This is a genomic window from Bifidobacterium aquikefiri, from assembly GCF_002259795.1.
Taxonomy (GTDB): Bacteria; Actinomycetota; Actinomycetes; order Actinomycetales; family Bifidobacteriaceae; genus Bombiscardovia; species Bombiscardovia aquikefiri.
Genome location: NZ_MWXA01000003.1, coordinates 134,663 through 153,219 on the forward strand (window position 1 = coordinate 134,663; position 18,557 = coordinate 153,219).

The following is an 18,557-nucleotide window of genomic DNA, read 5'->3' on the forward strand; positions in this document are numbered from 1 at the left end:
GCGTTCATTGTGAACTTGCTGCGGTATCAACGTCTCAAAAGGGCGTAGCGGCCATGCAGACAGACCATTATTGAAGCCTTATACTTTGATAAGTTCACAATGAACGATTCATGCCCGGTTTCGTTGGCTGGGAGATTGAGGAATGATGGGTCAGATGCTTGAAAATCCTTGCTACGACGTCAATCTGACGTATGAAGAGAATTACAGGCGGGGACCTTTCGGTCGCTTTGCTGAAATTTTGAAACGTCATGATTCTAGGTATTCGTCAGATGATGAAGAACACAATGGCGAAGCGAGAAAAGTTCGAGTCGAACAATCGTCGTTCATGGGCTTTGCAGTTAACAAACCCTTTGGCATTCCTGCCGGTCCGTTGCTCAACAGTCATTTTACCGATGCTGCGTTTCGACTCGGCTTTGATATGTGTACCTATAAGACCGTGCGTTCACGGGCATGGGCATGCAATCCTTTTCCTAATGTACTGGCAATTCATCCCAAGACCTCGACAGGCTTCATTACGGCGGGCAGTCCTGAGATTAAAGAGGGACTTCTTGCAGACACCAGGTATCAGGAGCCACTTTCAATATCCAACTCCTTCGGTGTGCCATCACAGGACCCCGATGTATGGCAGCCGGATATGCAACATGCAATGCAGCATGCAGGATTCGGGCAACTTCTCATTCCAAGTTTTCAAGGTTCACGCATTACCGGCATGAGTACGGCTGAATACGTGCAGGATCATGTGATCGCTGCGAAGCTGATTATGGAAACCGGCGCGAAACTGGTTGAGATGAACACGAGTTGCCCCAATGAGGGTCCTGGAAGCTTGCTCTGTGACAATCCTGATTTGGTTGGTGAGATTTGCGAGGCGGTGAAGGATCAGATCGGCGATGTTCCGTTCATGATCAAGCTGGCTTACATTCCTGACGACTCAACCTTGCAACACATGCTTGATGTGACAGTTGGACGCGGTAGTGTGCAGGGAATCGTGGCAATCAACACGATTTCGGCGAGGCTGGTGGACAGCCGCGGCAATCAGGCTCTACCGGGCGTGGGAAGGGAACGTAGCGGAGTTTGCGGCCATGCGATTCTTCAATCTGGCCTTGATATGGTCTCCAGACTTGACGGCATCCGCAAACGCAGTGAATACAACTTTTCGATCATTGGAGTTGGCGGCGTTGCCAACGCAGACGATTACCGTAATTATCGCTCCAGAGGTGCCGATGCAGTCCAAGCCGCAACCGCCGCTATATGGAACCCCAACCTGGCCGCATCCCTGTAGCCGCTCACCGTCCATCGGTCGTCATGGTGTGCGGTTTCCGCGTAACTCTCAACATGGAAAGTGCAACATAATCAGAAAGTGACTTACACAGCGCGCTATGTTGTGCATGGTTGTTGTGCATAGTGTGGATAACGTTTGGCTTCAGGCACATTTCACGCGGTCACCACATCGTGTGTGGCAGACTTGTGGGGTACAAGAAATAGAAGAGGAGTCGACGTTGACCAGTGTCAAGCCGGAAGATGATGTGTTGCATGTTGTTGGGGGCAGCCCTCTTGAAGGAACCATCAAGGTTCGGGGTGCCAAGAACTTCGTCAGCAAGGCGATGGTTGCTGCCCTGCTTGCCCCAGGAGTCTCGGTTCTGAAAAATGTGCCTGAAATTCGCGACGTCCAGGTCGTTTCTGATCTTTTGCGACTTCATGGAGTCAATGTGGATGTGAAGGCCAGAGAAGGTGTCGTCACAATCGATGCCACCCATGTTGAACTTGCAGATGTGGCTGATGTGGATACGCTCTCAGGCTCATCTCGTATTCCGATTCTGTTTTCTGGACCTCTGCTTCACCGTCTGGGAGAGGCTTTCATTCCAGCCCTTGGAGGATGCCGCATAGGCAGTCGCCCAATTGACTTCCACCTGGAAACGCTGCGTCGTCTGGGCGCCACCGTTGACAAGGAACATGAGGCCGGCATTCACATCACGGCGCCCGATGGCTTGCATGGTGCAAAGATTCATCTGCCTTATCCATCCGTTGGTGCCACCGAACAGACCTTGCTCGCTGCAGTGCTTGCAGAGGGCAAGACCGAGCTTTCCGGAGCAGCGACCGAACCTGAGATCATGGATTTGGTTGCAGTTCTGCAGAAGATGGGCGCTCAGATTTCCGTGGATGTTGACCGCACGATTCGCATCGAAGGGGTGAAGGGGCTCAAGGGCTTCGCACACAATTCGCTGCCTGATCGTATCGAGGCTGCGAGCTGGGCTTCGGCGGCACTGGCCACGCACGGCGATATCTTTGTGGAGGGTGCAAGCCAGCCTGAGATGATGACTTTCCTGAATGTCTTCCGCAAAATCGGCGGCGAATTCGACGTTCGCGACAATGGCATTCGTTTCTGGCATCCGGGCGGTGATTTGAAGCCTGTCGCCATCGAGACTGATGTGCATCCCGGCTTCATGACCGACTGGCAGCAGCCATTGGTGGTCGCGCTTACTCAGGCCAAGGGATTGAGCATAGTTCACGAGACCGTCTATGAGAACCGTTTCGGGTTCACGAAGCCTTTGGTTTCCATGGGGGCGACGATTCAGCTGTATCGTGAATGCCTGGGTTCATTGCCATGCCGTTTCCGTCAGCGCAACTTCAAGCATTCCGCTGTTATCTTTGGTCCAACGCCGCTGAAGGGGCAGGATATTGATGTTCCAGATCTGCGTGGTGGTTTCAGCCACTTGATCGCTGCTCTCACGGCGAGTGGTCCATCGACTGTGCATGGAATTTCTTTGATTGATCGTGGATATGAGGATTTCCGCGACAAATTGACCGCTCTCGGTGCCCAAATCTCCTGACTCCAAACCGAGTCTGTCAGGGTCTGATGGACAATAGAATCATGGTATCAAAGGGAAAACCCTCGCCGCGTTCGGCTGTTACAGCGCTTCCAGACGCGCAGGTCACACTGTTATCCAAGAAGCATCGTCTTGTTGATCCGACCCGGTACTATCCCACTGGTGAGCGCAAGCCGAACATGATCGAGATAGATGCGCAGAATCCAAAGGCAACTGACCGCCTGTTGGCGGGAGTCTCACTGGTGATTCGTGCAAGCTGCAAGGTGAAGGCCTGGGGCCTGGAGAGGGTTCCCGAGCAAGGCGTATTCATTACCGCTGCCACTCATGCCACGCAATTCGATGTTTTCGTGCCGATGATGGCACTGTTCCATATGGGTCGCAGACCACGGTACATGGCCAAGGCCGAGATGGCACATTGGCCAGTGATCGGGAAATGGTTCCAACTCGTTGGCATGCAACCAGTACCACGAAGAACAGGCAAGGCCAAGGCCATCGAAGAAGAATCCATCGACATTCTCACCTCCGGCCGCCCACTGACCATCTGGCCAGAGGGTACCGTGACCCGCGATCCATTGAAATGGCCAATGACGCTCAAGCCGGGCATAGGGTTCATCGCTCTCGAAGCCTCACGAAGACTGGGCCGTCAGATCCCAATATTTCCAGCAGTCACTTGGGGAGCGGCATCAATCAACCACTGGTGGCCTTGGCCTCGCAAGAACGTGGTCATGCGTTACGATCGTCCTCTTGATTATGCCGATCTCTTGAAGGATATGGATTCGTGGGGGAGCGAGCCGCCGAGGGAGGCGATTGTCATGCTTTCCAAACGTGTACGCGAGCGCATGGAAGTCGTCATGCAAGAGATTCGTGGCGAGGAACCACCGAGGCAAGGATTGTGGGATTATCCGACGATGTCGCGCAAACCCCGGCCTAAAGTTGATAAGAGGTATACCATCGAATGAGTAAAAGCCTTAAGCGTCCCAAACGAATATGCAGCTACGGACACAACTTAGGACTGAGAAAACGGATGAGCATGCGGTTCGTTGAAAAACTCAAGGTGAGGAGAGGATTTTGCGTATAACTGTTCTGGGAGCAGGAGCTTGGGGAACCACTTTCGGCAGGGTTATGGCTGATGCCGGAAATGAAGTCACGATGTGGGCAAAGGAGCCAAACATCGTTGCCGATATTCAAGACAACCACCGTAATTCCTTCCGGCTGCCATCAGTCGACACCTTGCCCGATACGATGACAGCGACAGGAGATCGTGAATCAGCGGTTGAAAATGCGCAAATCATCGTCATCGCCATTGCAGCACAATTCGCTCGCGTGGCCTTGCAAGAATTTCAAGCGTGCATTCCTCGACAGGCAATCGTCGTCTCATTGATGAAAGGTATTGAGCGTACCACTGGCAAACGCATGGACATGGTTGTGCGCGAGGCCCTACAGCTTCCAGAAGAACGTTTCGCGGCTGTTTCCGGACCTAACTTAAGCAAGGAGGTTGCCGATCGCAAGCCAACGGCAACAGTCATTGCATCAGCCAGTCTTGAGGCTGCGCGCACAGTCGCGCAGGCGTGCACCACCAACTATTTCAAGGCATACACTTCGCAGGATGTCGTCGGCCTTGAGCTGTGCGGCTCGTTGAAAAATGTTGTCGCGCTCGCGGTGGGGATGTGCCGTGGTGCCGGGTACGGAGAAAATACCGTGGCCATGGTTCAGACCAGTGGACTTGCAGAGATGTCTGCCATAGGAAGAGCACAGGGAGCCATTGCCGCAACGTTCTCTGGACTGGCTGGAGTGGGAGATATGGTTGCCACCTGTGGCTCGCCATTGAGTAGGAACTATGCCTTTGGTTATAACCTTGGCAAGGGTCTGAGCGTTGAGGAGGCAACGAAGCTAAGCAACGGAGTCGCCGAGGGTGTGCCCACGACTGATGCCATGCTGGCCTTGGCCAAGAAGCTCAATGTTGAAACGCCACTCGCTTCCGCCATGAGTCATGTGCTCAACGATGGAATATCGTGTGCAGATATGCTTGCCGAATTGCTTGGTGCGACACAGATGTGATAAACCGGCCAAGCTGCTTCACGCGCTGTGCTGAGTTCCAGGAGACGTGATTGTGGTTTTGCTGTTGATTGTGATTATTTGGTGTGAAGGAGAAACATGGCGAAGAAACGCATTGTTGTGCTATACGGGGGTATGGCAGACGAGCACCCGATTTCATGCATTTCGGCGGCAAGCGTTTTACGCGCCATCGATATGGAGCGATATGAAGTCATACCGGTTGGTATTACACGGAAAGGTCAGTGGATCGTTGACGGCGAGGATCCTAAAGCTTGGAAGCTGGGCACCTCTGATCTTCCCAGCGTGGAGATAACGAAGAACTCTCGACCGGTTCTGCTTGATCCTGCACTCGGGTGTGATGGATTCTTTGCAGGTGAGCATGAGGATTTGAAGAATCCAGCCAATGGGTACGGTACGAATTTTGTGAGTATGAGTGGCATCGATCCAGAGAAACATAATGTGGTGTGCTCGCTCGGCCATGTCGATGCGGTGTTCCCGGTGCTTCATGGCCCATTTGGAGAAGACGGCACGGTCCAGGGTCTTTTCGAGATGATGAAGGTCCCTTATGTCGGCTGTGGTGTGCTTGCATCCTCGGTGTGCATGGATAAACATTTCACCAAGATCTTGCTGCAGGCGGCAGGGATTGACGTTGCTCCTTGGATAACCCTGGATACGAGGGAATTCGATTCGGACTCTGCATTCGAACGCAATGCAATGGATATTCTGGCACAGGTCCAACGTGCAGAATTGGCTTACCCGCTTTTCATCAAGCCATCACGTGCCGGTTCAAGCTTCGGCGTCACCAAGGTCGAGAGTGGCGACGGTGCCGATGCAAGGAGCCAGTTGGCTGGCGCCGTATTCGAGGCATCCAGGCATGACTGGAAGGTTTTGATTGAAGAGGGCATCGATGGCCGAGAAATTGAATGTGCAGTATTGCGTGACGTTCCTGCGGAACAGACGCGCACCAGCTTGCCGGGTGAGGTAGTGCTCGACTCCCGTAGTCACGGGGACGATGATGCATTCTACGATTTTGACAGCAAATACATGGATGAATCGGCATCTCACGTTGAGGTCCCCGCAAGTCTGCCACAAGAGATCCTCGAACGGGTGCGTACCGTTGCAGGCAAGTCATTCGATGCGGTCGATGGCATGGGTCTGAGCCGAGTCGATACATTCGTTCGTCCTGACGGTTCCGTCATGGTCAACGAAATCAACACAATGCCAGGGTTCACCTCGATTTCAATGTATCCAAAGGCTTGGGAAGCCACAGGCATCCCCTATTCGAAGCTCATCACCATGCTGATCGACGGCGTGTTGTCGAACTGATGTTGATTAATGGCTTGGATTCGTCGCAAGCGAAGTATATCAGCCGGCGAGAAAATCCTCGCCGGCTATCGTTCGTGTGACGAGATCCTGCAAGGTCGAAGGCAGAACCTCCTGCTTGGCAAAAACCCAGATCTCACCTTTGATCCCAGTCACATCAAAACCTTGGAACTTCACTAAAGTTGGTCTCTCTGGTAAAACCAGGCCGTTCGTTACGCGCGATACCTTGGCAAGAATTTTCTGTTCGACGATCGCTGGGTCCGCAGTGCCCTTGACCACAAATGGAATGCGGGTGAGCGCCTCGCCGGCTGGTGTCATCTTCTCCAATGATGATGTATTCAGCAATGAATTTGGTATCCACATCTCTTCTCCTGCGCGGTCGATCACAATTGTGTGACGCCAGGTCACATCCTTGACGGTGCCGGTTATTCCTGCAATAGAAATCAAGTCTCCCGGTTGCACTACCTTGCCGAGCATCAGTCCTAATCCGCCGACGATGTTAGAGATCGTGTCCTTCAGACCAAATGAAACCGCAAGGCCGCCAACGCCAAGAGCCGTGCTCAGCGTGGTGGGGTTGATGCCGAATACGGGTTCCAGCACCATCATCGCGCCAATAATCCAGATGATGCCGATGACGATGTTCACAAAGAATGTCGCGCTTGGGATTTGTGAATGTTCAAGCAATCTCCACAGCGCCTTGGATGCCGCATAGGCAATTGCCGCGGTTGCGATCAGAACGACGAGAAGAAAGATGATGCGGTTGGCATTGCTTGCCAGCCACGATTGCATCACATGCACAAACTGCGTCATTGTTTCTCCCTAACCTCGGCGGTTCACTGTTGCACGATACTCGCAATCGATTATCACATGCAGTATGCTGCTCACTTGCTTTATATCCTGCACTTGCTGTATCCCCTGCACTCACTCACCAAGAGAACGGCTCATAGCAGATGTCTCCGGCACGCACGCCTTGTGAAAGCAGCATGCGTCGTACCGAGCGCAGCATGCTTGCCGGCCCTGCAACCAGATAGAGTGCATCCTGTTCCATGGCGCTCTTCAGCTCCTCGGGTGAAAAACGACCGACTTTGAGCTGTGCCTCGCAATGAGATGCCTGCGACCATTGCCTCAGCTGCTCCTGATACAACAATTGGTCTTGGCTTTTTGCCGTATACATGAATTTCATGTGTCTGCCGTGCGTCCCGTAGCTCAAGGCTACCGGCACAAGTGGGGTTACACCGATGCCGCCAGCGAACACGACGATTGGACGGTTCGGCGCATGTTCTTCAATGAAATGGTGATACCGCCCATATGGTGGAATCATTCGTGCCTTCATTCCGGCCTTGGCGGTGCTGACGAGCTTTCGTGTGAAGTCGCCATCCGCTCGAATGGCAAAACGTATGATGTCTGTTTGATCCTTCAAGCTCACGATGGAGAATGGATGATATTAATGCAGTCCTCTCATTTTGGGGAATCTGATGAACGCGAAATCGCCGTTCTCCCACTTTCCATGCAAGCCATGGACCCGCATCGTTATTTCTACGGTGTTGAAGGCAAGCGTCTGTACGGTTTCAATCTCGCCTCGATATGCGCCATAGCGCTGATGAAGCTTCTCATAGAGGTATGCAAACGCAACCAACGCAGAAGCTCCATCAAAGAGCACCATGAATGGGTGAATGACGGTGATATAGCTGATGAGGTTTACGTGGATGAACACCAGCACGACGGCGACGAGGTTGAATCTGTGCAGCCAGACGTTCAATTCATGGTGGAATACCCGTTCAAGCGTTCGGCGAATGTCACCAAGTATCCTGAAACGCGATGACAGCCAGCCAGACATCAATACCATCGACCACACCCCAAGAAATGCGAGGATATAGAAGGCGGTGTTGCCGGTGAGAGCAATCAGTCCATAGGAACTCATCAGCGTCTTGTGCATGAACGCCACCAGGATTGCGCACAGGCTCAGGATGCCATGCACCATATAGATCTTTGGCAATCCAATGAGCCTGTCGAGCCAACGGGGGCGCGTACTGAAATAGATTGCGGTGAGCATCCAACAATAGGCAATCGACCCTGCCATGATGTATTGCGCAGAGGGAGCGTACAAAGCCGGCAATCCGTGACTCAATAATAGGATGAATGGCATGGGAAGTACGAAGAGCACGGTGAACCAGGTGATTGTCATTGGCAAATGCAGTCGTTTGAGCATCATGTCACTCCTGAGTGGTCGTTACGCTTGTGCGTGCGTGTGACGATTTACATGGTGACGGGTTGCCTGGAGGTAACGATTGCGCTGTTCCAGGTGTTATATCCCACGTCTGATGTATCTGCTGAATCTCAATGAGCCGCGAATCCGGTCTCAGGGCAAGCATCCCAAACCCATTGCTCTGTGCCATGCCAACTGCTGCCGACTCTCCAGCCGCGAGACATGCCGTTGCCCACATATCCGCATCGGTGATTGAACCCGTTACCACGGTGACCTGTGTCAGAGCTTCCTTATTGAACGCTTCGGTGGTCACAATATGGTGGCCGCGCTTGCTGAAACCCGAAGTCGCCACGGCACCATTCTGAAGATGGTATTGCGCGAGTATGGTGTTCGGCTCAGCAGGGTTCTCGATGCCAATGTTCCACTCGAACTGCGAAGCCTGCGAAATGCCGAACTGCATGTCGCCACCGCCGTTCAGAGCGACTGCCTCGACAAGGGATCTTGTCCTTTCACTAGGGTTTTTACTGTAGACTTCACTGGTGTCTTCATGGTTGTGGGGATTCTGTGCAGTGGTGGTATTGGTAATCAGCGGTTTGAGAAATCGTTGAAATGCCTGTTCGATCGCCCATCCCTTTGCGACTCCTGTTGGGTCATAGAGACCCGTTGTGAAAGCATCAAAGGAACCGTGGGTGATGCGTTTGGCCAACGCGGATCGAGCGTAAATTTCCATGAATTCGGAATCTTCGAGTAGCGGTGCCCAATTGCCCAGGCGGGCACGAGAAACCAGTGATTCGCTCTTGAATGTTGAAAACTTCATGTCTACTTCGCCCAGAAAATCCCGGATGTTGGACACAACCGTCTCACAATCAGTTGATGAGAGATTCTTTGCGTGATTGTTCGTGAAGCCGGCATCCCACGGTTTGATCATGATGGTGAAGGGGATATTCATTACCCCGATGGCTCGAATGAACAGTGATGTTGTCATCATGACTGCCCCTGAGTTGAGCTGGTCGAGCTGCCGGACATTGTCTGATTGATGGCATCCTGAAGCGAACCCTTGAAACCGGTGTATGTTTCTGTAGCGCCGCTGACGAGCTGGATATCGGCATTCTGTGATTTCACTGCCTCGGACTGGAAGGTCGGAATGACCTGAGCGCTGATGGTTTGCGATTGCGAGGTTTCGTTCGGATAGGTTATGGCAGTCACATTCGTGATCTTGCCGCCGGATACGGTGATCCGAACCTGCACATCACCGCGGTTGGTCTGCACCAATGCCCCAGTATATGTTCCATCGGCATATTTCGAGGAGCTGGTGGAACTGGAACTGGAACTGGAACTGGAGCTGGTGGAGCTTGAGCTGCTCGATGCGCTATCCGAGGACGTTGCCGTCCCTGATCCGCTTCTCGAGGAACTTTCGGCCGCGGTAGCTGATGCCGAGCTTGTGGCGAGTGGGGTTTCGGCGGTTGGTTTGAAAAAAAGCACCAAAAAATCGATCGCCGCCGAAACTGCTATGAGTATCGAGAATACGATTCCCAAGATTTTGCGTCGTGCCACATGGGCATTGGTTCTTCTATGGCGCATCTTGCCCCTCGTGCATTGTTCTCATGTCCACAGCTTTAGCGAGGCATGGAGCAGTGCAAGGCTTCAGATTCCACCGGCCGGGTGTAAAGGAGCCAATGATCCATACTCTTTCGAATACAGCTCTGTGTCAATGCTGATATGCAGTTATGCGATGCTTCAATTGCCTAGCTGATTTCAGATAAAGGCATGAGCCTGAAAGTTTCTTGTGAAGAATCTGAATTCTGGGTTAAATCTGTGAAACATAAGTCAGGAGAAGGCTTGTGACCAGTTCTGAGTTATGCCTTGAGCAGAGCTGCAAAGCGTGATTTCCATGAGGCTAGTTCTTTCAGCAATGCATCGCGCCGCACAGCGTTGATGAATGACGCATTGATTGAGTTCTCTGCCATGATCGTCAGTTCTGAAAGTGTGAAGCCTATGCCTGCGAGTGCCTTGTAATTGTCAGCAATATATCCGCCAAAATATGCCGGATCGTCGGAATTGACGTTGATCAGCACCCCCTGTTCCATCATGTTGCGCAAGGGAAGCTCTTCAAGACTGTTGACGACCTGAAGCCTTCTGTTCGAGAGCGGGCAGGTCGTCAGGGGGATACGTTCGGATGCCAGGCGTTTCAATAGCATTGCATCGGTGACTGAGTGGATGCCGTGGTCAATGCGTTCTGCGTGAAGGGTATCGAGAGCATCAATCACATACGCTGCAGGTCCTTCCTCGCCAGCATGGGCGACGCAATGCCAGCCAAGCGTCTTGGCCTCTTGGAATTGTCTGGCGAAGAGATGGGGTGGATAGCCGACTTCCGCAGAGTCAAGACCGATGCCGAGAATATCGTCAGTTCGATGTCTGACCGAGTCAAGAACGGACTGTGCAGTGTCGATTGGCATGTCACGCACGATGCTCAGAATCAAACCGCTTGTTATGCCATAGCGTGCCTTTGCGTCTTTCATGCCTTCGAGCAGACCATCCATGACTATATTCACATCGAGACCGTTGGCTACATGCACTTGTGGGTCAAAGAATATCTCTGCATGTCTGACACCTTGTGCGCTGACCTTCCCGAAGTATGCGAGGGCAAGATCGCGAAAATCGTCTGATGTCTTGAGAACGCCCATCAATTCGTAATATAGATCGAGAAAAGACTGCAGATTCGTGAATCGATATTGTTTGCGTAAGTCATCAAGATCTCTGTAGGGCAGTGTGATTCCATTGCGATCTGCCAGTTCAAGCGCGAGCTCGGGTTCCAGACTTCCCTCAATATGCAGGTGCAATTCCGATTTAGGCAGTGTTTCGATTGCCGTTTGCATGTTCAATGCTGTACTGTTCATGATTCCCTAACCATTGCCTGACATAAACCCCGATATCGTTCGTATCTTAGTCGCACGAAAGACCTTAGAATGGAGAAAGGGGGATATGCCTTGGAAGTATTACGGGATAAGGGGTTGTCCCGTGTGCAACCAGAGGTTGCGCGAAAATTTTGGTTGCATGATGGGGTGCAACTTGAAGATGGTGGTGATAGCGAAGAATCTTTGCAAGGCTAGAAAGCATTACGAAAAGGTGCCATTGCCTTTTTACCGTTGTGAGGAGGAGACATGAGTTTCAAAACCAACCTGCAGTCCTTGCGTGCACAACGCAATATGACTCAGGAACAGCTTGCAATGTTGTTGGGTGTTTCACGTCAGGCGATTTCCAAGTGGGAATCCGAGAAGGCATATCCGGAGATGGATAAACTGCTGATCATATGCGATCTCTTTGGATGCACACTCGACGATCTGGTTCTTGGCGATGTGAACAGGCCGGGTCAGTCAGCTGCAGATCCTCAGCAATCGGCTCACAGCCATCATGAAGAGCCAGAAAATAAGCATGAATCTGGAACGAGAGCTAGCGGCGGTGTCGTTGCTGGTGGTGTTGCATTGTCTAGTGCGGATGGGCCGGCTCTTCCGGCCGACGTTACCGGATACGATCTGGAACGCAGATCGTTTGCCTTGAAGATTGCATCTGGAGTGGCATTGATCCTTTGTGGTGTCGCAGTCTGCCGATTGTTTGACGTTGAAGATGGTGGGTGGCTGATCGCAAGCTCATCGTTTTCTGAATTTCTTGTGGTGATCTGTGTGTTTATGGGCGTTGCGCTCGGTCTGGCATGTCTCGTTCCGGCAGGTCTGGCGCATGGTGATTTTAGAAGAAGACACCCCTATGTTGAGGATTTCTATTCTGATACTGATCGCTCGTATGCTGCCAGAAGGCTTGGCTTCGCTGTTGCCGGTGGCATTGCCTTGATTCTGTTGGGCGTGGCAGTCCTGGTACTTGAAGACAATCCATTTACACAATCCTTCATGCTGCTCTGCGTAGCCGCTGCGGTTTTTGGATTCGTGTATTACGGAATCGCCTATGGTTTGCTTAACATCAATGAATATAACGCCAAAGAAGACGAGGATGACTTGGTCGCGATGAGCAGGCACGATGCAGAAATCCTCGAAGAGAGAAAAAGGCAGAAGAAAGTGGTCAGTTCGATCTGCAGCATCATCATGATCATTGCGACTGTGATTGCCCTGCTTGCTCTGTTTGGCGGACGTGGCGAATTGCAGATTGGAAGTATGGTACTGCCATTCTGGATTCCGTGGGTGATTGGCGGTGTGCTCTGTGGGTTGGCCGAGCCGATCGTGACCGTGTTTCACAGGCGTTGAGCTTCACCGCGCTCAATTCACGATGAGATTTCGAGTTTTGTGGCAATTTCGATGTGTGCACATCTATTGTTGGCTTACTGGCGATCAAATATCAACGTTTTCGGACATTGATACTTCGGAATTGCCACAAAACTCGAAATCTCGCATGATTTGCATATGATATTCATCCCGTCTGGTGGGGACGTCGCAGTCCGGGTCGAATTCAGTATCCATTTGAAGGAAATGAGGGTTTGTCTTTGTTGACGAACCCCTATACTTATGTGTGATGCATAAACGGTTGGTGACAATGAGCAGTGAACAGACACAGGGCAGCGAACGGGCACATACGAATATGAGTGAGAAGAGCAAAGGTGAAATTCCCGACTCCAAGCTTTCTTTGGCGGATATTGAGCGCAGGCAGTCCAATCCTGCGAGCTGGGTCGTTTTCATTGTCCTGATACTCGTTGCAATCATTGCTCCCTATGGTTTTGGTCGCTACGTTGCCTTGCGCCATACGCAAGGACTCATCGTGCGACTGAACATGATTGAGACTCCTGCGATAGCGGTCATTGGATGGATTGTCACGGTAGTTACGTTGATTGCTCTCGCGATGTGTGTTCTCGAAAGCAAATCGTGGTGGTGGCGGACTGTACTGATCGTCGCGCTTGCATCCGAGCAGCTCATATCTGGTTTGTGCCTACTGAAAATGTCGTTTTGGTACGGAACCTATGTTGTCTTTGGAAAATATGCCTATCTCGCCAATGCCGCAAATCTTGGAGTAATCTCAGCAGCGCTAGGAGCTGCCATATTCGCATTCTTGTTTGTCGCCATCCTGGTGGTCGTGCGAAAGGATTCGCCGTTAAACGTACTTACGCATAGTTGGTCGGCCATGTCGCTCTTCTTCATAATCGAGCTCATCGCCCTGAGTGTCGTGCTGTTTGGTGGTCTGCTTACCATCGTGTGAAACAGCCTTGCAATTGCGGGTGAAAAATATCGTGGTGAGTGTATACTCCTGTCTTGGCGTGTTCCGCCCGCGGAAAGAGAGCGCTTCGACACTGGGTCGTGGCACCGCGCAGCAATATCAAGGAGGAGCCGTGGCACTTACGGCACAGGAAAAGCAAGAGATCGTCACCAAGTATGCGACGCATGAAGGTGATACGGGTTCTCCCGAGGTTCAGATTGCGTTGCTGACCAAGCGCATCAGTGACCTGACCGAGCACCTGAAAGAACATAAGCACGACCACCATTCACGTCGTGGTTTGCTTCTGATGGTCGGCGACCGTCGTCGTCTGCTCGATTACCTCCAGCGCGTTGACATCGAACGTTACCGTTCATTGATCAGCCGTCTGGGATTGCGTCGATAATTGAATACTTCCGCCCGAGCAATATGCTCGGGCGCTTTTGCATACCGGCATTCGGAACAAGTGAATACGAATAGATGCTGAGCACAGCAGTTGGTTAGACGGATGAGTCGTCATGAACTCGACAATGCGAGTTACAGACGGTTCAGGGTATGACGGAATAATGCGGACACAGCAGGTATCTCCAGCAAGGAGCGCGCGGTCAGGTATACCGCGTCCGGGATGCACAAGATGGATGAAGCGCTAGATAGCGCTAGATTTTTGGCTAGTCAGTCTAGCGAATGTGATGAAAAAATAGTGAAGGAGGAACCCGTGGAGGGTCCCGAAATACAAGCCGCAGAAGCGGTTATTGATAATGGCTCATTCGGTACGCGCACGTTGCGCTTCGAAACCGGTCGTCTCGCCCAGCAGGCAGACGGTGCAGTAGCAGCCTATCTTGATGATGATTCAATGGTGCTTTCAACCACGACAGCTGGTTCAAGCCCTAAGGAAAATTACGATTTCTTCCCACTCACCGTTGATGTGGAAGAAAAGATGTACGCTGCCGGCAAGATTCCCGGCTCGTTCTTCCGCCGTGAAGGTCGTCCTTCTTCGGAAGCCATTCTGGCTTGCCGAATCATTGACCGTCCATTGCGTCCACTGTTCCCGCACACGCTGCGCAACGAAGTCCAGGTTGTGGAGACCGTGCTCTCTGTCAACCCAGACGACGCATACGACATGATTGCACTCAACGGTGCATCCGCTTCCACGATGATCTCCGGATTGCCTTTCGAAGGCCCAGTTTCCGGTGTCCGTCTGGCTCTGATCGATGGTCAGTGGGTTGCATTCCCACGCTGGAGCGAGCGTGAGCGCGCCGTATTCGAGATCGTCGTTGCCGGCCGAGTCATCGAGAACGGCGATGTAGCCATCGCCATGATTGAGGCTGGTGCAGGCAAGAATGCATGGAAGCTCATCTATGACGAGGATCAGATCAAGCCTGATGAGGATGTTGTGGCACAGGGCCTTGAAGCCGCCAAGCCATTCATCAAGGCAATCTGCGAGGCACAGAGTGAGCTCAAGTCCAAGGTTGCCAAGGAAACCAAGGAATTCCCACTCTTCCCTGAATACACCGACAATCTGTACAAGCGTATCGACGAGATCGCCCATGGCGATTTGGACGAGGCTCTTTCCATCGCTGACAAGCTTCCACGTCAGGACAGAATTCATGAAATCAAGGAGAAGGTTCGCGAAACTCTCGCCTCTGAATTCACCGACATGGAAGATGCCGAGAAAGACAAGGAGCTGGGTAACGCCTTCAAGGAGCTGCAACGTCAGATCGTTCGTCAGCGCATTTTGACCCAGGATTATCGTATTGATGGCCGCGGTCTTCGCGACATCAGAACCCTGTCTGCCGAGGTCGACATCGTTCCTCGCGTTCATGGTTCAGCGCTCTTCCAGCGTGGAGAGACCCAGATTCTTGGCGTCACCACACTGAACATGCTCAAGATGGAGCAGCAGGTTGATGCCCTTTCCGGCCCAACTTCAAAGCGCTACATGCACAATTACGAAATGCCTCCATACTCAACCGGTGAGACTGGCCGCGTTGGTTCGCCAAAGCGCCGCGAAATCGGCCACGGTGCTCTCGCGGAGCGTGCACTGGTTCCAGTGCTGCCCTCACGCGAAGAGTTCCCATATGCCATTCGCCAAGTCTCCGAGGCCATTGGTTCCAACGGTTCGACTTCGATGGGTTCCGTCTGCGCTTCGACGCTGTCGCTACTCGCAGCTGGCGTTCCCTTGAAGGCTCCAGTAGCCGGCATCGCCATGGGACTGGTGTCCGGTGACGTTGATGGCAAGCATATTTTCAAGACTCTGACCGATATTCTCGGTGCAGAAGATGCCTTCGGCGATATGGACTTCAAGGTTGCAGGTACCGCAGACTTCATCACCGCGCTGCAGCTTGACACCAAGCTTGACGGCATTCCTGCCGACATCCTTGCCGCAGCTTTGCAGCAGGCCAAGGAGGCCCGCACCACGATTCTCGAAGTCATCAACGAGTGCATCGATAGCCCAGCCGAGATGAGCCCATACGCACCGCGCATCATCAGCACCACCGTTCCAGTTGAGAAGATCGGTGAGGTCATCGGCCCGAAGGGCAAGATGATCAACCAGATCCAGGAGGACACCGGTGCCGATGTCACCATCGAGGATGACGGTACGGTTTACATTTCCTCCGAGGGTGGCGAGGCTGCAGCCAAGGCCAAGGAAATGATTGACCAGATTGCCAACCCGCATGTTCCAGAAGCCGGAGAGACTTTCAACGGCAAGGTGGTGAAGACCACAAGCTTTGGTGCCTTCGTCAACCTCACGCCAGGAACCGATGGGCTGCTTCATATCTCGCAGATTCGCAACCTCACCAATGGTGAGCGTGTGGATGCCGTCGAAGATGTGCTGAAAGAAGGCGACACCGTCGAGGTCATCGTGCAAGGCGTTGACGATCGCGGCAAGATTTCGCTTGCCATTCCAGGATTTGAAAGCCAGGAGAGTGCCAGCCAGTCACATGGTGATCGTGGAGACCGCCGTGGAGATCGTGGTGATCGTCGTGGTGATCATGGCGATCGCGGTGGATATCGCTCGCACTACAACAATGACGATCGTCCACGTCGTCGTCGCGATGACCGTGATGATAGGGGCGAGCGTTCCGATCGTGGTGATCGTGGCTATGATCGCAGGGATCATCATGATGATCGTTCGGATCGCTATGAGCGTCGGGATCGTGATGAGCGTTCTGATCGTGGCGAACGCAGTGATCGACGTCACGATCGCAATGAACGCAACGATCGTCGTGATGATCGTCGTGGCGGGTACCGTGGCCGTCGCGAGCAGGCCCACTATGCTCCAGATGAACACTACGATGAGTATCGCGCAGATCGCGAAGAACGCACTGAGCGTCCTCGTCGCAGAGTTCGCAAGGACTTCGATCCTTTCGAGGACTGAACGTATCTCTCGCGCCAGTGCATAGCTGACCGATAGCCCAAGTTGCCATGAAGCCAACGCTTCATGGCAACTTTTTATTTGGTGTTCGTTCCATCTTCTCCGGTGCAGGTTGCGAACGTTGTGCTTGGTGAGTCACTGTTGGGCAGAATCATGCGAAAACCGACTTGCAAAGCACAGCCTGTGAAAAGTATGGCTCCGATATAGTGTTGTCGCAGCCAGCTAGGACTGGGCATTCCCCTCACCATCATTTCGAGAGATGCCCGGATACCAACGGTCATCTTGGTCGAGCCCTCTGTTACTTCGAGTGTTCTGTTCTTTTGTCATCTCGAGCGAAGGCGCAGCCGCAGTCGAGAGATCTCACCACTGGATACCAATAGGAGATCCCTCGACTACGCTCGGGATGACCACACAGTAGGTCGCTCGGGATGACATTAGGTCGTTCCGGGGGACTGGCTTGTTCGGGATAACGCTGGGTTACTTGAAGAATAACAGGGCGGGTGAGGACCGCACCTACGTGTGTGCAACCTGAAAATGAACCGAATGCGACCGATCTAGCGAACGAGTTTGATCTTTTCCACGTCGTCGCGATGGGTTTCCCGGTAGATGACGAAGCGGTTGCCGATGACCTGGACCACGGAAGCGCCAAGCTTCTCGGCAAGCTGTGAGGCTGCATCGCGCGCAGTCAAATCAGACCCGTTCAGCACCGAGCATTTGATGAGCTCGCGATTTTCCAAGGTTTCGTTCGCCTGTTTGATACTCGCCTCAGTGAGGTTGCTCTTGCCGATGATAATGAGTGGATTCAGATGATTGCTCAGTGCGCGAAGTTGCTTGACCTGATGCTTGTTCAGTTCCTTTGCCGAGCGGACGTCTTGCTCTTCCATACGAATGTATCCCTTCAATCCTTGCTTGGTTTGAATGCTGAATCCTATGGTATCGTGCGCTGCAGTCGAAAGATTCCCCGCTCATGAGACAATGGTAGGCATGAACGGATTACTTATCGCTGTACTTGTGATAGTTGTTATTGTCGTTGTGTTCGTATTGTGGGGGATTGGGGTCTATAACGGACTGATTGCCTTGCGAAACCGCGTTGCCAATGGTTGGGCCCAGATCGATGTTCAGCTCAAGCAACGTGCCGACCTGGTTCCCAATCTTGTCGAGACCGTGAAGGGCTATGCAACCCATGAATCTCAAGTTTTCCAGAAGGTTACCGAAGCGCGTGCAGGGGCAGTCGAGGCGGCGCAGCACGGCGATCCGGAGCAGCGCGCACAGGCTGAAAACCAGTTGAGCAACGCTCTCGTGAATCTGCGTGCGACTGCTGAGGCATACCCGCAATTGCAGGCAAATCAGAACTTCATGGACCTGCAGAATCAGCTGAGCCAGCTGGAGCAGAAGATCGCCTATGCGCGTCAGTTCTATAACGATGTCGTGCAGAAGTTCAACGTCAAGATTCAATCGGTTCCAAGCAACATCATCGCGGGCATGTTCCACTTCGAGGAAGCGCAATTCTTTGCAGCAAGAGAGCAGGATCGCGTGGTGCCACAGGTCAAGTTCTGACATGCACGAAAGGCGTATTTCGAATACG

18 protein-coding genes are annotated in these 18,557 nt (G+C 52.6%); 11 read left to right on the forward strand and 7 right to left on the reverse strand.

What is annotated here, in order from left to right; genetic code table 11:
• The first annotated feature begins 142 nt into the window (after positions 1–142).
• The 5 genes from BAQU_RS02235 to BAQU_RS02255 all read left to right on the forward strand — a co-directional run bounded on the left by BAQU_RS02235 (position 143) and on the right by BAQU_RS02255 (position 6,206).
• On the forward strand, positions 143–1,279 hold the full coding sequence (locus BAQU_RS02235) for a tRNA-dihydrouridine synthase (protein WP_415447738.1): 1,137 nt from the start codon (positions 143–145) through the stop codon (positions 1,277–1,279).
• 217 nt (positions 1,280–1,496) lie between these two features.
• The gene (gene murA, locus BAQU_RS02240) at positions 1,497–2,828 is read left to right on the forward strand and encodes a UDP-N-acetylglucosamine 1-carboxyvinyltransferase (protein WP_094692657.1); all 1,332 of its coding nucleotides are present in this window, start codon (positions 1,497–1,499) and stop codon (positions 2,826–2,828) included.
• A 41-nt stretch (positions 2,829–2,869) separates the two neighbouring features.
• Positions 2,870–3,784, forward strand: coding sequence for a lysophospholipid acyltransferase family protein (locus BAQU_RS02245; RefSeq protein WP_094692659.1), 915 nt, complete (start codon positions 2,870–2,872; stop codon positions 3,782–3,784).
• A 109-nt stretch (positions 3,785–3,893) separates the two neighbouring features.
• On the forward strand, positions 3,894–4,883 hold the full coding sequence (locus tag BAQU_RS02250) for an NAD(P)H-dependent glycerol-3-phosphate dehydrogenase (protein WP_094692442.1): 990 nt from the start codon (positions 3,894–3,896) through the stop codon (positions 4,881–4,883).
• Between the two features lie 96 nt (positions 4,884–4,979).
• Positions 4,980–6,206, forward strand: a complete 1,227-nt coding sequence (locus tag BAQU_RS02255) for a D-alanine--D-alanine ligase family protein (protein WP_094692443.1) — start codon at positions 4,980–4,982, stop codon at positions 6,204–6,206.
• A gap of 39 nt (positions 6,207–6,245) precedes the next feature.
• Here BAQU_RS02255 and BAQU_RS02260 read toward each other — a convergent pair whose 3' ends face one another.
• The 5 genes from BAQU_RS02260 to BAQU_RS10510 form a co-directional block, all read right to left on the reverse strand.
• Complete coding sequence (locus tag BAQU_RS02260; RefSeq protein ID WP_094692444.1) at positions 6,246–7,013, reverse strand: mechanosensitive ion channel family protein; 768 nt, start codon at positions 7,011–7,013, stop codon at positions 6,246–6,248.
• Positions 7,014–7,128: 115 nt separating this feature from the next.
• Positions 7,129–7,623 (reverse strand): ferredoxin--NADP reductase, encoded by a 495-nt coding sequence (locus BAQU_RS02265; protein ID WP_143241952.1) that lies wholly within the window; start codon positions 7,621–7,623, stop codon positions 7,129–7,131.
• Between the two features lie 24 nt (positions 7,624–7,647).
• On the reverse strand, positions 7,648–8,388 hold the full coding sequence (locus BAQU_RS02270) for a ferric reductase-like transmembrane domain-containing protein (RefSeq protein WP_158215614.1): 741 nt from the start codon (positions 8,386–8,388) through the stop codon (positions 7,648–7,650).
• Positions 8,389–8,416: 28 nt separating this feature from the next.
• Positions 8,417–9,397 (reverse strand): FAD:protein FMN transferase, encoded by a 981-nt coding sequence (locus BAQU_RS02275; RefSeq protein ID WP_094692447.1) that lies wholly within the window; start codon positions 9,395–9,397, stop codon positions 8,417–8,419.
• Positions 9,394–9,678, reverse strand: coding sequence for an FMN-binding protein (locus tag BAQU_RS10510; RefSeq protein WP_244568412.1), 285 nt, complete (start codon positions 9,676–9,678; stop codon positions 9,394–9,396). The genes BAQU_RS02275 and BAQU_RS10510 overlap by 4 nt, the downstream gene beginning before the upstream one ends.
• Positions 9,679–9,721: 43 nt before the next feature.
• Here BAQU_RS10510 and BAQU_RS10515 point away from each other — a divergent pair, with 43 nt between their 5' ends.
• Positions 9,722–10,162, forward strand: a complete 441-nt coding sequence (locus BAQU_RS10515; protein WP_211277090.1) for a hypothetical protein — start codon at positions 9,722–9,724, stop codon at positions 10,160–10,162.
• A 103-nt stretch (positions 10,163–10,265) separates the two neighbouring features.
• On the opposite strand, the gene BAQU_RS02285 is transcribed toward BAQU_RS10515, so the two are convergent.
• On the reverse strand, positions 10,266–11,306 hold the full coding sequence (locus tag BAQU_RS02285) for an adenosine deaminase (RefSeq protein ID WP_244568401.1): 1,041 nt from the start codon (positions 11,304–11,306) through the stop codon (positions 10,266–10,268).
• Between the two features lie 264 nt (positions 11,307–11,570).
• Between BAQU_RS02285 and BAQU_RS02295 the strand changes: the two genes are divergently transcribed.
• The 4 genes from BAQU_RS02295 (at position 11,571) to BAQU_RS02310 (ending at position 16,975) form a co-directional block, all read left to right on the forward strand.
• Positions 11,571–12,662 carry a helix-turn-helix transcriptional regulator gene (locus BAQU_RS02295; RefSeq protein ID WP_094692450.1) on the forward strand — a complete coding sequence of 364 codons (1,092 nt, stop codon included), beginning with the start codon at positions 11,571–11,573 and terminating at the stop codon, positions 12,660–12,662.
• A 286-nt stretch (positions 12,663–12,948) separates the two neighbouring features.
• Complete coding sequence (locus tag BAQU_RS02300; RefSeq protein WP_094692451.1) at positions 12,949–13,605, forward strand: hypothetical protein; 657 nt, start codon at positions 12,949–12,951, stop codon at positions 13,603–13,605.
• Positions 13,606–13,735: 130 nt separating this feature from the next.
• Positions 13,736–14,005 (forward strand): 30S ribosomal protein S15, encoded by a 270-nt coding sequence (rpsO, locus tag BAQU_RS02305; RefSeq protein ID WP_094692663.1) that lies wholly within the window; start codon positions 13,736–13,738, stop codon positions 14,003–14,005.
• A 309-nt stretch (positions 14,006–14,314) separates the two neighbouring features.
• Positions 14,315–16,975: a polyribonucleotide nucleotidyltransferase gene (locus tag BAQU_RS02310; RefSeq protein WP_094692665.1), complete on the forward strand. Its 2,661-nt coding sequence runs from the start codon at positions 14,315–14,317 to the stop codon at positions 16,973–16,975.
• A 551-nt stretch (positions 16,976–17,526) separates the two neighbouring features.
• Here BAQU_RS02310 and BAQU_RS02320 read toward each other — a convergent pair.
• A complete protein-coding gene (locus tag BAQU_RS02320) occupies positions 17,527–17,856 on the reverse strand; it encodes a YhbY family RNA-binding protein (RefSeq protein WP_094692453.1) in 330 nt (109 codons plus the stop codon).
• Between the two features lie 100 nt (positions 17,857–17,956).
• On the opposite strand from BAQU_RS02320, the gene BAQU_RS02325 reads away from it, so the two are divergent.
• Positions 17,957–18,529, forward strand: a complete 573-nt coding sequence (locus tag BAQU_RS02325) for a LemA family protein (RefSeq protein ID WP_094692667.1) — start codon at positions 17,957–17,959, stop codon at positions 18,527–18,529.
• The last annotated feature ends 28 nt before the right edge of the window (positions 18,530–18,557 follow it).